The following is a 15823-nucleotide window of genomic DNA, read 5'->3' as shown; positions in this document are numbered from 1 at the left end:
GAACCACTGTCGATCGAGCGATCCGTCCCGCCGCGTCTCGCCAGGCGAACGCCTTCCCGTGAGTCCGCGCCTCGTCGCGGTTCGGCATGAAGTAGCACCGCGCACGAATGCGGCAATACGAGGCAGAAACGAAGAGCCGAGCGCGGGTCAGGGCTCGTGCGCGACGGAATCGCCTCGGCTCAGCCCTGCTTAGGCGCCCTCATCCGCGCCGGATCCACGCTCACGTCCCGCGCCACCTTGCCGAACGCGATGACGCTGCGGTCGCGGTTCCTCTCCTCGGTGACCACCCGCCGCACCGACCACAGCTCCGGCCGCCGGCGCGGTGAGATGACGCACCTCGGATGGAGGGGGGGAGGATACGCTCGGGCAAGGGTACCCATGCGGCCGGTGTAGTTCCCGAGCCGCGGCGGAGCACCGCAGCGGCGGGAGGGCGTCACAGCGTCTGATTGAGGAGCACGCTCACGTCGTTGCTGAAGAGGTTCGCGGTGGCGATGTCGAGATCGCCATCGCCGTCGAGGTCCCCCTCCGCCACGGAGGAGGGACCAATGCCGGCGCCGAAGTTCTGAGCGGCCTGGAAGGTCCCATCGCCGTTGCCCAGGAGCACGCTCACGCTGTTGCTGCCGAGGTTCGCGGTGGCGAGGTCGAGCGCGAGATCTAGGTTGAGGTCCCCCACCGCCACGGAGAAGGGCTGATTGCCGACGGCAAAGTTCTGAGCGGCCTGGAAGGTCCCGTCGCCGTTGCCCAAGAGCACGCTCACACTGTTGCTGTTGGTGTTCGCGGTGGCGATGTCGAGATCGCCATCGCCGTTGAGGTCCCCCACCGCCACGGAGATGGGAGCATCGCCGGTTGCAAAGTTCTGAGCGGCCTGGAAGGTCCCGTCGCCGTTGCCCAAGAGCACGCTTACGTTGTCGCTGTTGAGGTTCGCGGTGGCGAGGTCGAGATCGCCATCGCTGTTGAAGTCCCCCACCGCCACAGAGGCGGGAGCATCGCCGGCTGCGAAGTTCTGAGCGGCCTGGAAGGTCCCGTCGCCGTTGCCCAGGAGCACGCTTACGTTGTCGCTGTTGAGGTTCGCGGTGGCGAGGTCGAGATCGCCATCGCTGTTGAAGTCCCCCACCGCCACGGAGGCGGGAGCATCGCCGGCTGCGAAGTTCTGAGCGGCCTGGAAGGTCCCGTCGCCGTTGCCCAAGAGCACGTTCACGTTGTCGCTGCTGGTGTTCGCGGTGGCGAGGTCGAGATCGCCATCGCCGTTGAAGTCCCCCACCGCCACAGAGGTGGGCTCAGTGCCGGCTGCGAAGTTCTGAGCGGCCTGGAAGGTCCCATCGCCGTTGCCCAAGAGCACGCTCACGTTGTCGCTGCCTTGGTTCGCGACGGCGAGGTCGAGCGCGCCATCGCCGTTGAAGTCCCCCATCGCGACAGATCTGGGTTGCCCCCCGGCGGCATACTCCACGCTCGGGCCGAACAGGCTCCTGGGCTGACAGACGCCCCCCTCGCAGAACCCGCCCGTGCAGGGCGTGCCGTCCGGACTCGTGGGATTCGAGCACGCGCCGGTGGCCGGATCGCACACGCCCGCTTCGTGACACTCGTCCTGCGCGGTGCACTCGACCGGGTCCTTGCCGACGCAGACCCCCCGCCGGCAGGTATCGGTCTCGGTGCACGCGTTGCCATCGTCGCACGAGGTGCCGTTGGGCTTCTTCTGGCTCTTGCAGATGCCCCAGATGCAGACATCGAACGTGCACGAATTGCCATCGTCGCACTCGGTGTGGTTCGGCCGCGCCGTGTGCTTGCACTTTCCCCAGGTGCACCGGTCGCGGGTGCACGGGTTGTCGTCATCGCATTGCGCATCGCACGTGCACGCGCTCCACCTGTGCTCGTCCGCCGCCTCGCCCACGCCCTCCGCCGCGAACTCGCCAGCTGCAGCGCCCTGCTCGGTGACGTCGCAGCCACTCGCCGCTCCGACCCAGGCTCCCCCCGCGAGGAGCGCCGTGGCACCCCATGTTCGTAACATCGGCATCTTCCCCCCTTTGGCACTCCGGACCCATGACGCCGCGACAGGGCGCGCGCGCCGCCGTCCGGCACGACCACCCCGGTGCGAGGAGAGCGGCCGGTGGACACGTCGCGAGCCGCTGTCGATCGAGCGATCCGTCCCGCCGCGTCTCGCCAGGCGAACGCCTCCTCGTGCGTCTGCACCTCCTCGCGGCTCGGCATGAAATAGCACCGCATACGAATGCGGCAATACGAGGCAGAAGCGAAGAGCCGAGCGCAGAACAGGGCTCGTGCGCGACGGAATCGCCTCGGCTCAGCCCTGCTTCGGCGCCTTCATCCGCGCCGGATCCACGCCCACGTCCCGCGCCACCTTGCCGAACGCGATGACGCTCCGGTCGCCGTTCCGCTCCTCGATGACCGCCCGCCGCACCGACCATAGCTCCGGCCGTCGGTGCGGTGCAGCTCCCGCACCTTGGATGAAGGGGGTGGATACGCTCGGGCAAGGGTGCCCATGCGGCCGGTGTGGTGCCCGAGCGGCGGCAGAGCACCGCAGCGGCGGGAGGGCGTCACGGCGTCTGATTGAGGAGCACGCTCACGTCGTTGCTGAAAAAGTTCGCGGTGGCGAGGTCGAGATCGCCATCGCCGTCGAGATCCCCCTCGGCCATGGAGGTGGGACCATCGCCGACGCCGAAGTTCTGGGCGGCCTGGAAGGACCCGTCGCCGTTGCCCAGGAGCACGCTCACGTTGTCGCTGCCGAGGTTCGCGGTGGCGAGGTCGAGCGCGAGATCTAGGTTGAGGTCCCCCACCACCACGGAGCGGGGAATATCGCCGGCTGCGAAGTTCTGAGCGGCCTGGAAGGTCCCGTCGCCGTTGCCCAAGAGCACGCTCACGTTGTCGCTGTTGGCGTTCGCGGTGGCGAGGTCGAGATCGCCATCGCCGTTGAGGTCCCCCACCGCCACGGAGACGGGACCAGCGCCGGTTGCGAAGTTCTGAGCGGCCTGGAAGGTCCCATCGCCGTTGCCCAAGAGCACGCTCACGTTGTCGCTGTTGGAGTTCGCGGTAGCGAGGTCGAGATCGCCATCGCCGTTGAAGTCCCCCACCGCCACAGAGGCGGGACCAGCACCGGCTGCGAAGTTCTGAGCGGCCTGGAAGGTCCCGTCGCCGTTGCCCAGGAGCACGCTCACGTTGGCGCTGATGACGTTCGCGGTGGCAAGGTCGAGATCGTCATCGCCGTTGAGGTCCCCCACCGCCACGGCGCGGGGACCATCGCCGGCTGCGAAGTTCTGAGCGGCCTGGAAGGTCCCGTCACCGTTGCCCAAGAGCACGCTCACGTTGTCGCTGTTGAAGTTCGCGATGACGAGGTCGAGATCGCCGTCGCCGTTGAAGTCCCCCACTGCCACGGAGGTGGGAGCGTCGCCGGCCGCGAAGTTCTGAGCGGCCTGGAAGGTCCCGTCGCCGTTGCCCAAGAGCACGCTCACGTTGTCGCTGAGCTGGTTCGCGGTGGCGAGGTCGAGCGCGCCATCGTCGTTGAAGTCCCCCATCGCGACAGAGCTGGGGTTAGCGCCGGCTTCGTACTCCACGCTCGGGCCGAACAGGACCCTGGGCTGGCAGACGCCCCCCTCGCAGAACCCGCCCGTGCAGGGCGTGCCGTCCGGGCTCGTGGGGTTCGAGCACGCGCCGGTGGCCGGATCGCACACGCCCGCTTCGTGACACTCGTCCTGCGCGGTGCACTCGACCGGGTCCTTGCCGACGCAGACCCCCCGCCGGCAGGTATCGGTCTCGGTGCACGCGTTGCCATCGTCGCACGAGGTGCCGTTGGGCTTCTTCTGGCTCTTGCAGATGCCCCAGATGCAGACATCGAACGTGCACGAATTGCCATCGTCGCACTCGGTGTGGTTCGGCCGCGCCGTGTGCTTGCACTTTCCCCAGGTGCACCGGTCGCGGGTGCACGGGTTGTCGTCATCGCATTGCGCATCGCACGTGCACGCGCTCCACCTGTGCTCGTCCGCCGCCTCGCCCACGCCCTCCGCCGCGAACTCGCCAGCTGCAGCGCCCTGCTCGGTGACGTCGCAGCCACTCGCCGCTCCGACCCAGGCTCCCCCCGCGAGGAGCGCCGTGGCACCCCATGTTCGTAACATCGGCATCTTCCCCCCTTTGGCACTCCGGACCCATGACGCCGCGACAGGGCGCGCGCGCCGCCGTCCGGCACGACCACCCCGGTTCGAGGAGAGCGGTCGGTGGACACATCATGAGGCGCTGTCGATCGAGCGATCCGTCCCGCCGCGTCTCGCCAGGCGAACGCCTTCCCCTGGGGCCGCGCCTCGTCGCGGCTCGGCATGAAGTAGCACCGCGCCCGAATGCGGCAATACGAGGCAGAAACGAAGAGCCGAGCGCAGAACAGGGCTCGTGCGCGACGGAATCGCCTCGGTTCAGCCCTGCTTCGGCGCCTTCATCCGCGCCGGATCCACGCTCACGTCCCGCGCCACCTTGCCGAACGCGATGACGCTCCGGTCGCCGTTCCGCTCCTCGATGACCACGCGCCGCACCGACCACAGCTCCGGCCCCGAGGTCATCTCGAGGCTGCGCACGTGCTTCGCGACCTCCTCGGCCCGCGGCCGCGCCGCCAGCGTGATCCCGTCCGCGCGGCTCGGGATCGACAGATCGTAGCGCGCACGCAGCTTCCCGAGATCGCCGCCGAGCAGCACCAGCAGGTCCGACAGCACCGCCCCGAAGCGCCCCGCCGCGCCGCGCCCCGCGCCCGCCGCGCCCTTCGGCGTCGCGAAGCCGAACCCCTCGGGCGTGATCCAGTAGGTGATCGCGTCCGGCGGCTTCAGCTCCCACCGGAGCCGGTCGGGCAGCACCAGCGTCATCTCGCCGTCGCTCTTCACCGCCGTCGCCAGCAGGCCGATGCTCCGCTCCTGCGTGAACGGCGCGACCAGCGTCTTCACCGACGCGCGCGCCCGCGTGATCTCGGCGAGCGCGTCGCCCACCTCGTCCGCGCGCGCGCGGCGCGCGTGGCTGCCGATCGACAGCGCCCCGCCGCACGCCGCGAGCCCCATCATGAAAGATCGTCGCTGCATCCTCGCCTCGTCCTCTGACATGGTCATGTCAGACGAGCGGGCCGCGCTCAATCCGCAATGGGCTTCGGCGTGTTGGGCCCGCTCTCCGGCAGGTCCGGCTTCGCGATGTATTCCTTCGGGAGATCGCCCGTCAGGGACTTGAGCCACACGACGATCTGCTCGACCTGCGCATGGGACAGGTCCTTGCCGAGCTGGTGCTTGCCCATGAGCCGCACCGCCTCCTGCAGCGACGAGACGGACCCGTCGTGGAAGTACGGCGCCGTCATGGCCACGTTGCGGAGCGTCGGCACCCGGAAGACCATGAAATCAGCTTGCTTCTTCGTGATCTCGAAGACGCCGCGGTCCATCGTGTCGGGCCACGACCGCACGAGGCCGAGCTTCTGGAACATCGTCGCCCCGACGTGCGGGCCGAAGTGGCACGTCACGCAGCCGACCTCGACGAACGTGTTGAACCCTTCCTTCTCCGCGTTGGTCAGGGCCTCGGGCTCCCCCTCCAGGAACAGGTCCCACCGCCCGCGCGTGATCAGCTTGCGCTCGAACGCGCCGAGCGCCTTCGCGGTGTTGTTGGCGTTGACGGGCCACGGATCGCTCGGGAACGCCCTGCCGAACGCCTTCACGTACTCCGGGATCGAGCGCAGCGTCGCCTCCAGCCGCACCGGCGTCATCGCCATCTCGCTCGGGTTCATCATCGGCCCGTTGGCCTGGGCCTCGACGTTGTCGAAGCGCCCGTCCCACATGAGCGAGAAGAACCCCGCGGAGTTGTACACGCTCGGCGTGTTGCGGCGGCCGCTCTGGTGCGCGTGCCCGATCGACACCTTGGCGCCGTCCGCGCCGTAGCGGTCGAGCGGGTGGCACGAGTTGCACGAGAGGTCGTGGTTCTTCGAGATCCGCGTCTCGTAGTAGAGCATCCGGCCGAGGTTGATCTTCTCGTCCGTGAGCGGGTTGCTCGAGGACGTGATGACCGCCGGCAGCGGGTTGAAGCTCCCGAGCCGCTCCGGATCGATCTGCACCGCCGGCTCGGCCGGGGCCGCGGCGGCCGCGCCCGGCGCCGCGGTGGCCGCGCCCGGGGCCGCGGCGGCCGCCGGCGCGGGCTGCGTCCCGCCCGTCGCCGGGGCGGACGCGGACGCCGTCGTCTTCTGCACCAGCCAGGCGCCGACGCCGGCGCCCGTCGCCGCGACCAGCGCCGCCGCCACAACGAGCGGGGCCGCCCTGCTGCGGGGGCGCACGTGGGCGGTGGGCTGGTCGCCCGCCACGATGATCGTCTTGTGGAAGGGCACGGAGGTGCCCGAGACCGTCCTCGATGGCGGCGGGCCGTCCGGGAGCCCGCGGATCAGGAGGCCGTGCGGGGTCACGTGGTGGCCGCTCTGGGTCGCGTGGTGGTGACCGCCCTGGGTCGTGTGGTGGTGGCCGCTCTGGGTCGAGTGGTGACCGCTCTGGCCGAGGGCCCCGCTGTGCGTGACGTGCTCGGGCCAGCTGCGGGGCGTCCCCACGGGCGTGGGCGGGCGCCGCGTCGAGAAGTCGCCGGGGTCCGGCCAGCTGCGGGACGTGCTCCCGGGCGTCGGCGTGCGGCTGCGGGGCGTTCCCACGGGCGTGGGCGGGCGCCGCGTCGGCATGTCAGTGTTCGGCGGCCCCTGCGAGGGCGGCGGGATGTCGGCCTGCACTGAGTCGGGGAGGGGCCGCAGCATGCTCTCGTGGATCGAGATCCCGTGCTGCAGGAGCATCCGGCACTCGTCGAGCATCTCCGCCGCGCTCTGGAAGCGCAGGTTCCTGTCGATCTGGAGCGCGCGCTGGACGATCTCGGAGACCTCGTAGGGCACCCAGGGCGCCAGCGTCTGGATGGGCGGCGCCGGGGTCGAGCAGATCGCGACGATGAGCTCGCCGAGCCCCCGCGAGTTCCTGTAGGGGGTGCGCCCGGCGAGCATCTTGAAGAGGACGATGCCGAGCGACCAGACGTCGGTCCGGCCGTCGACGTCCCGCATGTTGCGCGCCTGCTCGGGCGACATGTAGATGGGCGAGCCGATCAGGTTGCTCGTGGCCGTGAGCTCCTTCTGCTGCTCGAAGGTGTCGTCCTGGATCTTGGCGACGCCGAAGTCGAGGAGCTTGACCGCGTACTCGCCCCCGTCGCGCCGCGCCAGGAACAGGTTGGCGGGCTTGATGTCGCGGTGGAGGACGCGCGCGTCGTGCGCCTTGATGAGGCCCATGCACGCCTGGGCCACGATGCAGAGCGCGAGCTCGGGCGGCAGGGGGCCGAGCCGCCGGAGCATCTGGTCGACGTCCTCGCCGTTGAGCAGCTCCATCACGAGGAAGGGCAGGCCGGTCGCGCGGTCCCTGCCGCTGTCGAGCACGCTCGCGATGTGCTCGCTGTCGATCGCGCCGGCCGCCCTGGCCTCGCGCTCGAAGCGGGCCATCACCGCCTCGTCCTGCGCGAGCTTGCTCGTGATCACCTTGACGGCGACGCGGCGGCCGGTGCCCAGGTGCCGTGCCTCGTAGACCGCCCCCATCCCGCCTTCCCCGAGCAGCCCGAGGATGACGTACCGTTGATCGAGGGTCGTGTTGATCAGGTTGATGTCCGTCATGGTCTGGTCGACCCGGTCGCCGCTCCGATGCCGCGACCTTGGCGCCCCGAATCGCATTGTCGGACGGAAGGTCGCGCTAGGCAATCTTGCGGTAAGGCCACGCCGGACGAGAGGTGTCCCACCTCCGGTGTATGGGCGTGGGAGAGAGGGCACCCCGAAACCGCGCCGAAAACTTGCGATTTCGCGCCGGGTGTGTCGCCGCTGCGGGGAGGATCCTCGCGGGCGCGGCGCTTTCGTGCTCGCCGTGGGATGAGGCGCATCCCGGGCGCGGGGCTGTCGCGCTCGCTCGCCATGCTCGTCACGCTCGCCACCTCCGCGTCACGGCATGGAGACGGCGCCGCCGCGCTTGCGCGAGGGACGGAGCGGTTATTTGGTTGCGTCTGTTTATTTAAGGATTGTCGTTGCTTATTTAAGGATTGTCGTTGCCGCGCTCCCCGCCTTCGTGGGGTGAGCCCGCGCGCTCCCAGGCGGCGTAGTCGCCGCTCGTGAGCAGCGGATCCTCGGGCATGGCGTCGGGTTCGGCCGTGTCGAGCGCCGGGTCGAACGTGGGGCTGAGCAGCCGGGTGAGGTCGAAGCGAAGGAAGCGGCCCGCGAGGTGGGGGCCTTCGCTGACCCAGAGGACGCGCGCCGTGGCGTCCATGACGACCCCGTGGGTGGCGATGAGCGCGTCGATCGCGCGCCGGTCGCCGAGCGGCAGGGGCGCGCCGCCGCGCCCGCGCCGGTCGCGCAGGACGTCGATCGCCGCCTCGATCGTCGCGCCCTCGGGCAGCGCCGCGAGCCGCTCGTCGAGGCGCTCGCGCCGCGGGCGGGTCGAGGTCTCGGCCTGGACGCGGAGGTTGCGCGGATCGCCCGCGAGCGGCCCCTCGAAGTGGTTGGTGAGCGGGACCTTGCCGCGGCCCCGGCGCGCGTGCAGCGGCGCGCCGGGCGCCCGCTCGGCGATCGCCGTCTCGCCGCCCGCGTCGACGAGCATCACGAGGTGGGAGACCATCGGCGCGCGCGCCTCGAGGATCGCGAGCGCCTCGTCGACGCTCCGCGCGCGGCCGAGCACCTCGCGCATCGTGTGGACGACCGGCTCGCCCGCCGCCCGCGGCTCGCCGGCCCGCCCGCCGTGGACGACGAGCGCGAGGCCCGCGGCGTTCATCCCCGTCACCGCGCCGATCAGGCCGGGCCAGGACACCGAGGCGTACGGGATCTTCCCCTGCTCGTGGACGAGGAACACCGCCTTGCCCTCGTCGAAGACGGGCCCGGCCTCGAAGTCGAAGTTGCGGGCGAGCACCGCGTGCCCGTCCGCCGACGCCGTCCCGGTGAGCGCGAAGCTCGTGCAGCCGATGAGCGGCGAGTGCTCGAACGAGAGCGCGATGTCGTAGAGCGACTGGAGGAAGACGAAGCGGTGGTACGTGGGGAGGACGCCGTCGAACGGGTCGGGCGAGAAGGCGAGGGCCTGCGCGGCGATCTCGCGCCGGACGCCGTCGGTCATGCCCTCGTCGACGCCGCGGAACTCGAGGCGCGACAGGTCCATGATGAGCCACCGGAGCGGGGCGACCGGCACGTAGTGGTGGAACTGCTCGTAGAGGGTCCCCTCGTTGTGGACCATCTCCGGGTAGAAGAGCCGCCCGTGCTGGTGCCCGATCTCCTCCGGCGACCCGGAGAGGCGCGCCTCGAGGATCCGCCCGCGGCGACGCACGTAGGCCGGGCCGAGCACGCGCAGCCCTCCCGGCCTCGCCTCGGGCTCGCCGGCGGCCGCGCGGATCGCGGGCGGCTCGATCCGCGTCGCGGCGGCGATGCCGAGGTGCGCGAGGATCGGCGCGGCGAGGAGCGCGGCGGCCGCGAGGAGCTTGCGGCGATGGCGTGCGAGGCGCGGCGGCCGCAAATCAGGGAGGCGCCGTCGCCGGCTGCCGCGGGTGGGGGTCGAGCTCCGTGGCGAGCGCGCTCGCCGCGGCCGGGCGGACCGGGTCGGGGGCCAGCACCGGCTCGGCCGGCACGTGGCGGAGCCCGCGCGTGAGCGCGAGCGTCGCCACCACCCGGCGGATGATCCGCGCCGGATCGCGCACGCTGTCGAAGTGGGTGAGCCGCTCGCCCTCGGGCGGGTAGATGACCCGGATCGGCGCCTCGACAAGGCGGACGCCGGCGGCCACCGCGCGCAGGAGGATCTCCGCCTCGAAGGCGTACCCCTCGTCGCGGGCGCCGAGCGACAGCGTCGTCCGGAGCGGGTAGCGGCGCAGGCCGCACTGGGTGTCCGCGAAGGGGCGGCCGGCGAAGAGGGAGAGGAAGAAGTTCGAGATCCGGTTCGACATCTGGTTCGCGCGCGGCGCGCCCGCGCCCGCGAGATCCCGGATGCCGAGCACCAGCGCCTCGGGGTCGGCGTCGGCCTCGATGAGGCGCCGCGCCTCCTCCGGCGGGTGCTGTCCGTCCGCGTCGATCGTGACCGCGACGTCGAAGCCTGCGGCGAGGGCGAACTCCATCCCGGTGCGCAGGGCGGCGCCCTTGCCCAGGTTCTCCGGGTGGCTCAGCACCGTGGCGCCCGCCGCGCGCGCCCGCTCGGCCGTCCTGTCGCTCGACCCGTCGTCCACCACGATGACGGTGCCGGCCAGGCCGTGGACCCGGAGCGCCTCCCGTGTGACGTCCCCCACGTTGCGCTCGGCCTGGTAGGCGGGAATGATGGCGCAGATCCGCATGAGACATAGCGCGATTAGCATGGTGTGCCCTGGATGAACAGCGGCAGGCGCCCGGAGCGCCGTCCTGGCCTGTTCCTGCTCCGTTGCCGTCCTGCGTTCCGTCGCGTCTGGATGAGCGAGGTCGTCTCGCTGCTGGGCGACTGGATGAGCTTCGTCGCTGTGAGCCTGCTCGCGCTGGGGGGCGAGGGGGGCGGGGTCGTGGCGCTCGCGCTGGTGATGGTGGGGCATCACCTCCCGATCGCGCTGTTCGCGCCGGTGGCGGGGGTGCTCGCGGACCGGCTGGATCGGCGGTGGCTGCTCGTCGCGACGAGCGTGGCGCAGAGCGCGCTCACGGTCGGGATGCTGGGGGCCGCGGTCGCCGGCAGCGTGGTCGGGGTGCAGGTCCTCGTCTTCGTGCGCGCGTCGGTGGGCGCGCTGCGCTTGCCGGCGCAGAGCGCGGTGCTGCGCCATGTGGTCGAGGAGGACGAGCTGCTCGAGGCGAACGCGATCACGTCGGCGACGTGGAGCGTCATGTTCGCGGTCGGGATGGCGGTCGGCGGCCTGATCGCGGGGCTCGGCCCTGCGGCGGCGCTCGCCCTGGACGCGGCGTCGTTCGGCCTGGCGGCGCTGTTCCTCCGGGGGCTCCCCCCGATGGTGGCGGAGGGGCGGCCGGTGGAGGGCGGCATGCTGTCGGCGCTCGCGTCGGTGCGCCGCGACATGGTCCACGCGTGGCGGCACGCGTGGGAGCGGCCTCCGCTGCTCGCCGCGGTGCTCGCGAAGACGCCGGTCCACATGGCGAACGGCGGGGCGCTCCTCTTGCTCAACCTGGTCGCGACGCAGCTCCCCTTCGCGGGCACGGGCGCGCTCACGCTGGGCGTCCTCCAGTGCGTGCGCGGCGCGGGCACCGGGGTTGGCCCGCTGGTCGGCGTCGCGCTGGTCCGCCGCGGCCTGCGGGGCGAGCTCGCGGCGACCGGGGCCGTCTGGGTCACGTTCGGGGCGATCACGGTGTTCGCGGTGACCCGCCACCCGGCGGCGCTGCTCGCGGTCGTGCTCGTGTGGGGCCTGGGCAGCGGGGCGAACTGGGTGCTGTCGAGCACGGAGATCCAGCGGCTCTCGCCGGATCGTTTCGTCGGCCGGCTCTCGGCCGCCGACAACCTGGCCCTCACGGTGGGCCTGTGCGGGACGTTGCTCGGCGGGGCGTTCCTGGTGGAGCGCGCCGGCGCACCCGCGGCTTCCGCCTGGCTCGGCCTCGGCGCCGGCGTCGTCACGTGGCTCGGGGCGCAGTGGATGCTGCGCCGGCGGGCCGCGGCGGTCCCGGCGGTGCCGGCGGTCTCGGCGGCTTCGGCGGTCTCGGCGGTCCCGGAGCCGCCTCCCTTGCCCCCCGAGACCGAGCGCAGCTAGCCTCCCGCCCCGATGATCCCGGACGTGTGGGCGCCCCTGAGCGGCCTCTCCGTGCGCCGCTGCGAGGACGAGGGCCTCATCAACGGCACCTGGCTGGCCGGCGACCCTCCGCGGTACGTGGTCCAGCGGGTGAGCCCCATCTTCGCCCCGGAGGTCCACGACGACATCGAGGCGGTGACGGCGCACCTGGCGGCCCGCGGCCTCGCGACGCCGCGGTTGCTGCGCACCGGCGACGGCGCCCTGTGCGCGCGCGATGCTGACGGGGCGGTGTGGCGGGTGATGGACTTCGTCCCTGGCCGGACGCACCACCGGGTCGGCTCTCCTGTGCTGGCGCGCGCCGCCGGGGAGCTCGCGGCTCGGTTCCACCGGGCGGTGGACGATCTCGAGCATGTGTACCGCCACGTGCGCGCCGGCGCGCACGACACGGCGCTCCACATGGAGCGGCTGGACGGCGCGGCCACGGGGGGTGAGGGGCGGCGGCTGGCGGACGCCATCCTCGACGCGTTTCGCACGTGGCGGGGGCGGCTCGACCTGCCGGTCCGGCACTGCCACGGCGACCTCAAGATCTCGAACCTGCGCTTCTCCGAGGCGGGGGAGGGGATCTGCCTGCTCGATCTCGACACGCTGGCGCTGCAGTCGATCGACGTGGAGCTCGGCGACGCGTGGAGGTCCTGGTGCAACCCGGTCGGGGAGGACTCGACCGAGACGCACTTCGATCTGGAGGTCTTCGCCGCCGCCGTGGCGGGCTACCGCGAGGCGAGGCCGTTCGGCGCGGAGGAGCAGGAGGCGCTCGTCGACGCGGCGGAGCGGATCGCGCTGGAGCTCGCGGCGAGGTTCTGCCGGGATGCGTTCGAGGACCGGTACTTCGGCTGGGACCCGTCGCGCTTCCCGACGCGGGTCGCGCACAACCTGTACCGGGCGGCGGGGCAGCTCTCCCTGGCGCGCTCGGCGCGGCGCCAGCGCGGGGAGATTGCTCGGTTGCTCGCGGGGGGGTGACGAGCGCCGCTGCGCGGGAGCGGGCGGGCATGTCGGGAGATGGGCCGTGCCTGGCCGAATGTGCCTGAGCCACCGCCGGACCGAACCCGCGCTCGATGAACGCGACCACCTCGGGCTGAGTGCATCGTGGATGGTCGACGAGCCACCGCGCGAAGCGCGGTCAGCACCAGCGGTTCGTTGGGCGGGAGACAGAGAAAGAGAGAGTTCACAGGGAGACGGGGAGGAGAGAGATATATACAGACCAAGGTGGAGGAGAGGTGAGCCTGACGGTTCGAACGACTGATCCCCATCTCTCGTCTCCCCGCCTCCCCGCCTCCCTGTGAATCTTTCCTTCTTCCTTTTCGCCCAACATGCATTGAGGCGGAAGTCGTCGCTGAACGCTCCGAAGGGCTCGGAGGTGTTTGGTGCTAGCCCGCGGTCACGCGCACCCACGCCGCGCCGAGCGCCTTGATGCGCTATCGCCCCAGGCGCTCGTCAGAGATCCGCCACCGCGTAGGTCATCACCGGCTGCACGCGGCCTTTGACCGTGATCTCGCTGACGGGACGTGTGTTGAAGACGTCCTTCACGAGGAGGTGCGTGTCCTCGCTGAGGAGCACGCTCACGCCGAGCTCCTTGGTCGCGCTCTCCAGGCGCGAGGCGAGGTTCACGGCGTCGCCGATGACGGTGTACTCCATCCGCGCTTCACTGCCGATATTGCCTGCGACGACCTCGCCGGTGTGGATCCCGACGCCGGTCTTCAGCGCCGGGATCCCCCGTTTCGCGAGTCGCTCGTTGAAGCGCTCGAGCGCGGCGCGCATGCGGACGGCCGCGCGCACGGCGCGCACGGCGTCGTTCGGCCTGGGGACGGGCGCGCCGAACACGGCCATGATCGCGTCGCCGATGTACTTGTCGACGACCCCACCCTCGTCGAGGATGATGGCCACCATCTCGGTGAAATACTCGTTGAGGAGCCCCACGAGCTCATGGGCGTTCATCCTCTCGCTGATGGTCGTGAAGCTCCGGATATCGCAGAAGAGGATCGAGACGGTGAGCGTCTCGCCGCCGAGCTGCACCTTGCCGGCGAGCAGGTGCTCGAGCACGGATTCGGTCATGTACTTGCCGAAGGTGCTGCGGAGTTTGTCGCGCTCCTTGAGGCCGTCGACCATCGAGTTGAAGCCGGTCGCGAGATCCTCCAGCTCGTCGCCGGTCTTCACCGCCTCCACATGGACGTACTGCTGTTGCTCGAGGTGCTTGAGGGCGACGTTCACGCGGGAGAGCGCGCGCGACATCGTGCTTGCGAGGCGCGCGCCGAGGACCAGCGAGAAGAGCGCCGCGACGGTGAGCACGCCGGCCGCGAACATCAGGTTCTGGCGCACGATGTTCCGGACGTCGCTCACGTCGAGCGCCATGACGATCGAAAAATCGCCGGCCTTGCCCCGGAGCGATCGGGGCGCGAAGCGGGAGAGGGCCCACAGCGAGCTCGCGTCCTCGACGATTGTCGGGTGGGTCTCGTCGCCGATGACGGCGTCCTGGAGCAGCTCGGTCGGGAAGCGCGCCGTGCCCGTGACCCTCTTGCCCGACGGATCGACGAGCGCGATCTCCACGCCGAGCTTCGTCGCCACCTCGTCGAAGTAGGTGTGATCGATGGGGATGCAGGCGAGCAGCGATCCGGCGTCGCTCCTCGCATGCTGGGCGATCATGTACGCGGGCGGCGAGCCTGGCTGTCCATCGCACCCATGGACGAGCACGTCCCGCAGGTCGTCCATCTCGGCGAGGCCCGAGAGGCCCTCGGTGAGCCCGGGGACCTCGTCCGTGCTCGGCGGCGGCGCATCGAGCCCCCTCGCCGCGACCCGATTGCCGAGCTCATCGAAGGCGACGATGGCGACGTTGGGATGGGCGGTGGTGACGGCCTCGAGCGCCGTCTCCACGGCCGTCTCGTTCCGCAGCCGGAGCCCCTCGACCAGCTCGCGCGTTCGAGACGCCTGGCGTGAGGTCGCCGAGATGGCGCGCTGCTGCTGCCTGAGCTCCAGCCGGAAGTTGCGGATCGCCTGCGGGACGCGCTCGCTGATCTGCGCGAGGAGCTGCCGGTGCATCACCCAGGACAACACGGGGAGGGCCGCGAGGGTCGCGAGCGAAGAGAGCGCGACGAGGACGGTGAGCTTGGCGCGCACGGTGCTGAGGCGGAACATGAAGACCTTCATCAAAGCAAAGTCGGCTTCCGGTGGACAGCGCGTCGACATGTCGACCTGACGTCGAAGTTCGAGCGCTCCTTGAAGGAGACCAGAAGGGCCTCGGTTTCGACGGCCAAGACGTAGCGGGCATTGGTGATGAACGTGGCGGTGCGCGTCAGCACATCTGTGAACGCGCTGCGCGCGCGCGGCTGTTGGTGGGGGGTGAGCGAGGCGGCGCGGGCGCTGCTGGGCCTTCCGGCACCGTCGGCGGGCTGGGGGGCGTGGGCGGGGCCTGCTCGGGCGCCGCGCGCCCGCGCCCGACCCGCTCGCGATCGCTGTTGAGCTTGTCGACGTAGGTGAACAGCCGCGCCTCGTGGTCGGCCGGCAGCTTGCTGCCCTCTTCCTGGATCTCGTCCCGGAGCGCCTTCCGGAACCGCCCGAGCAGCCCGACGGCGGCGCCGCGGAGCGGGCCGCTAGCCGCGGCGTTCTCGCCCGTCGCGAGGAGCGTGGCGCGCCTGCGCAGCAGGCCATCGATGTCGTCTCCGGCGGCGACGAACGCCTTCACCAGTCGTGCAGCGTCCCTCCGCCGGGGGTCGCGGCGGCCTTCAGCTCCGCCTTGAGCCGGGTCAGCTCGGGCCGGTTGTCGAGCGCCGCCGACGCCTCGTCCGCGTACGGGGCTCGGAGCACGTCGAGCTTCGGGACGAACGCCTGCTGCGCGGTCGCCGCCGCTTCCTTGAGCGCCGCCGGCAAGGCGGGGTGCGCCTCGACGGCCTTGCACAGGAAGAAGACGGCCGCCCGAGGCCGTCATGCCGGGCCTCGGCGAGCTCCCTGGCGAGCGGCGCCTGCGTGCCCGCGGCGTCGGGGATCGCGTCGATCTCCCTCTGCTTCGCCCTGAGCCGCGGCTCATACAGCTTGCCTGTCGCCGACAGGCGCAGCTCATCGGCCTTGTCGGTCAAGAGATCGCGCAGCGCGAGCTTCAGGT

Annotated in this window: 12 protein-coding genes; 2 read left to right on the top strand and 10 right to left on the bottom strand. The window is 71.2% G+C overall.

Annotation, left to right across the window (positions count from 1 at the left end; all coding sequences use genetic code 11):
• Nucleotides 1–179: 179 nt before the first annotated feature.
• From WME97_RS37115 to WME97_RS37085, 7 genes are all read right to left on the bottom strand, one after another.
• Entirely contained in the window at nucleotides 180–380 is a 201-nt protein-coding gene (locus WME97_RS37115) for a hypothetical protein (protein ID WP_437544815.1), read from the bottom strand.
• Between the two features lie 53 nt (nucleotides 381–433).
• The gene (locus WME97_RS37110) at nucleotides 434–2005 is read right to left on the bottom strand and encodes an FG-GAP-like repeat-containing protein (RefSeq protein ID WP_437544814.1); all 1572 of its coding nucleotides are present in this window, start codon (nucleotides 2003–2005) and stop codon (nucleotides 434–436) included.
• A 544-nt stretch (nucleotides 2006–2549) separates the two neighbouring features.
• A complete protein-coding gene (locus WME97_RS37105; protein WP_437544813.1) occupies nucleotides 2550–4121 on the bottom strand; it encodes an FG-GAP-like repeat-containing protein in 1572 nt (523 codons plus the stop codon).
• Nucleotides 4122–4412: 291 nt separating this feature from the next.
• Complete coding sequence (locus WME97_RS37100; RefSeq protein WP_437544812.1) at nucleotides 4413–5063, bottom strand: LolA family protein; 651 nt, start codon at nucleotides 5061–5063, stop codon at nucleotides 4413–4415.
• A 47-nt stretch (nucleotides 5064–5110) separates the two neighbouring features.
• Nucleotides 5111–7639: a cytochrome c peroxidase gene (locus WME97_RS37095; RefSeq protein ID WP_437544811.1), complete on the bottom strand. Its 2529-nt coding sequence runs from the start codon at nucleotides 7637–7639 to the stop codon at nucleotides 5111–5113.
• 409 nt (nucleotides 7640–8048) lie between these two features.
• On the bottom strand, nucleotides 8049–9509 hold the full coding sequence (locus WME97_RS37090) for a C45 family autoproteolytic acyltransferase/hydolase (protein WP_437544810.1): 1461 nt from the start codon (nucleotides 9507–9509) through the stop codon (nucleotides 8049–8051).
• Nucleotide 9510: 1 nt separating this feature from the next.
• Entirely contained in the window at nucleotides 9511–10335 is an 825-nt protein-coding gene (locus WME97_RS37085; RefSeq protein WP_437544809.1) for a glycosyltransferase family 2 protein, read from the bottom strand.
• A 12-nt stretch (nucleotides 10336–10347) separates the two neighbouring features.
• Between WME97_RS37085 and WME97_RS37080 the strand changes: the two genes are divergently transcribed.
• Both WME97_RS37080 and WME97_RS37075 read left to right on the top strand, forming a co-directional pair.
• Nucleotides 10348–11694 (top strand): MFS transporter, encoded by a 1347-nt coding sequence (locus WME97_RS37080; RefSeq protein ID WP_437544808.1) that lies wholly within the window; start codon nucleotides 10348–10350, stop codon nucleotides 11692–11694.
• 12 nt (nucleotides 11695–11706) lie between these two features.
• Nucleotides 11707–12690: a phosphotransferase enzyme family protein gene (locus WME97_RS37075; RefSeq protein WP_437544806.1), complete on the top strand. Its 984-nt coding sequence runs from the start codon at nucleotides 11707–11709 to the stop codon at nucleotides 12688–12690.
• Nucleotides 12691–13164: 474 nt separating this feature from the next.
• On the opposite strand, the gene WME97_RS37070 is transcribed toward WME97_RS37075, so the two are convergent.
• The 3 genes from WME97_RS37070 to WME97_RS37060 form a co-directional block, all read right to left on the bottom strand.
• Complete coding sequence (locus tag WME97_RS37070) at nucleotides 13165–14871, bottom strand: adenylate/guanylate cyclase domain-containing protein (RefSeq protein WP_437544805.1); 1707 nt, start codon at nucleotides 14869–14871, stop codon at nucleotides 13165–13167.
• A gap of 145 nt (nucleotides 14872–15016) precedes the next feature.
• On the bottom strand, nucleotides 15017–15406 hold the full coding sequence (locus WME97_RS37065; RefSeq protein WP_437544804.1) for a hypothetical protein: 390 nt from the start codon (nucleotides 15404–15406) through the stop codon (nucleotides 15017–15019).
• Nucleotides 15403–15591 carry a hypothetical protein gene (locus tag WME97_RS37060; RefSeq protein ID WP_437544803.1) on the bottom strand — a complete coding sequence of 63 codons (189 nt, stop codon included), beginning with the start codon at nucleotides 15589–15591 and terminating at the stop codon, nucleotides 15403–15405. Before WME97_RS37060 ends, WME97_RS37065 begins: the two co-directional genes overlap by 4 nt.
• Nucleotides 15592–15823: the final 232 nt, after the last annotated feature.

It is taken from the genome of Sorangium sp. So ce367, assembly GCF_051520455.1.
Lineage (GTDB): Bacteria > Myxococcota_A > Polyangia > Polyangiales > Polyangiaceae > Sorangium > Sorangium cellulosum_B.
Note: the sequence above shows the minus strand (reverse complement) of the source record. Positions and strands in the feature narration are given on the sequence as shown.